The sequence below is a fragment of the Neobacillus mesonae genome (assembly GCF_023715155.1).
In the GTDB taxonomy this organism is placed as follows: Bacteria; Bacillota; Bacilli; order Bacillales; family Cytobacillaceae; genus Neobacillus; species Neobacillus mesonae_A.
In genome coordinates this window covers 1-1,421 of sequence record NZ_JAMBNQ010000084.1, presented here as the reverse complement: position 1 = coordinate 1,421, position 1,421 = coordinate 1, and the positions used below count along the sequence as shown (strand labels likewise).

Below are 1,421 nucleotides of genomic sequence, written 5' to 3'. Positions count from 1 at the left end.
TTTTTTGTATAATTTAAAGAACAACATAGAGATATACATGGAGACGGAGAATTATGAGTAAAAAACTGTTTACAGAGAAAGACATCGCAACACTATCTAAGAACCGTTATGTTAAGACAGTAAGTTCAAAAGGCATAACGTACTCTGATGAATTTAAACGACACTTTATTGCTGAATACGGTGAGGGAAAGCTTCCAAGAGAAATCTTTGAAGAAGCAGGGTTTAATGTTGATATTATTGGTATAAAAAGAGTTAAATCTGCTTCAGATCGCTGGAAAGCTGCTTATAAAGCTGAAGGAGTGCTGGGCCTTAAAGATACCAGAAAAGACAGCTCTGGGAGACCTCGATTAAAAGAACTAACACTTGAAGAGAAATATGCAAGAATGGAAGCGAAGATAAAGCTTTTAGAAGCGGAAAATGAGCTTTTAAAAAAGATTCGAATGTTAGAAAGGGGGCTCGGGAAATAAAGCTTCCTGCCAGTCAGAAATATCTACTGATTCGCGAAGTGATTGAAAGATACAGTCTTAATCACATGGTGAAGTACCTTTGTGAAACGGCTGGTGTCTCGAGAAGTGGGTACTATAATTACTTCTCCGCTAAATCAGTAGAACAAAGGAAACGGCAAGATAAGAAGGATGAAGAGGCTAAAGAAATGATTCTAAAGGCCTTTCACTTTAAAGGAAAAAAGAAAGGGGCACGCCAGATTAAAATGACATTGGCGGGTCAATTTCAGTGTATCTTCAACTTGAAGAAGATCCGTAGAATCATGAGAAAATTTGATATTGTCTGCCCTATCAGGAAGGCAAATCCGTACCGGAGAATGATGAAAGCCACTCAGGAACACCGAGTGGTTCCGAACTTACTAAAGCGTCAATTTAAACAGGAGACACCTGGCAAAGTTCTTCTAACAGATATCACTTACCTGAACTATTACAGTGGACAAAGAGCCTATTTGTCCGTTATTAAAGATGGGTCTACAGGTGAAGTTTTGGCACATCATATGTCAAGACGTATCACCATGGACTTGGCCACAGATACCCTTACTAAATTGAAGAAGAACAGAAATTTCAAGAAAGATAAAGAGGCCCTCATCCATTCTGATCAGGGTACTCATTACACACACCCGGATTTTCAGAAACAGGTTAGAAAACTAGGATTACAACAATCCATGTCTAGAAGAGGAAACTGTTGGGATAACGCCCCCATCGAGTCATTCTTTGGTCATCTTAAAGATGAAGTAGACATTAAAGCATGTAAAACATTTGAGGAGCTTAAAAAAGAAATTGACAGGTATATCCGCCACTATAACCATACTAGATATCAATGGAATCTAAAAAAGATGACTCCTGTACAGTACAGGAATCATCTGTTACAGGTAGCCTAGGCCTTTTTTTAAAATGTCCTTTACAAGGGGTACACTT

At 38.4% G+C, this 1,421-nt stretch carries 1 protein-coding gene; it reads left to right on the top strand.

The window, feature by feature from the left end; all coding sequences use genetic code 11:
* Positions 1-53: 53 nt before the first annotated feature.
* Positions 54-1,384, top strand: a protein-coding gene (locus M3183_RS26475; protein WP_251475035.1) for an IS3 family transposase whose coding sequence is annotated in 2 segments (ribosomal slippage) — positions 54-426 and positions 426-1,384 — 1,332 coding nt in all. Because the reading frame shifts where the segments join, the coding sequence is not laid out codon by codon here.
* Positions 1,385-1,421 lie beyond the last annotated feature (37 nt).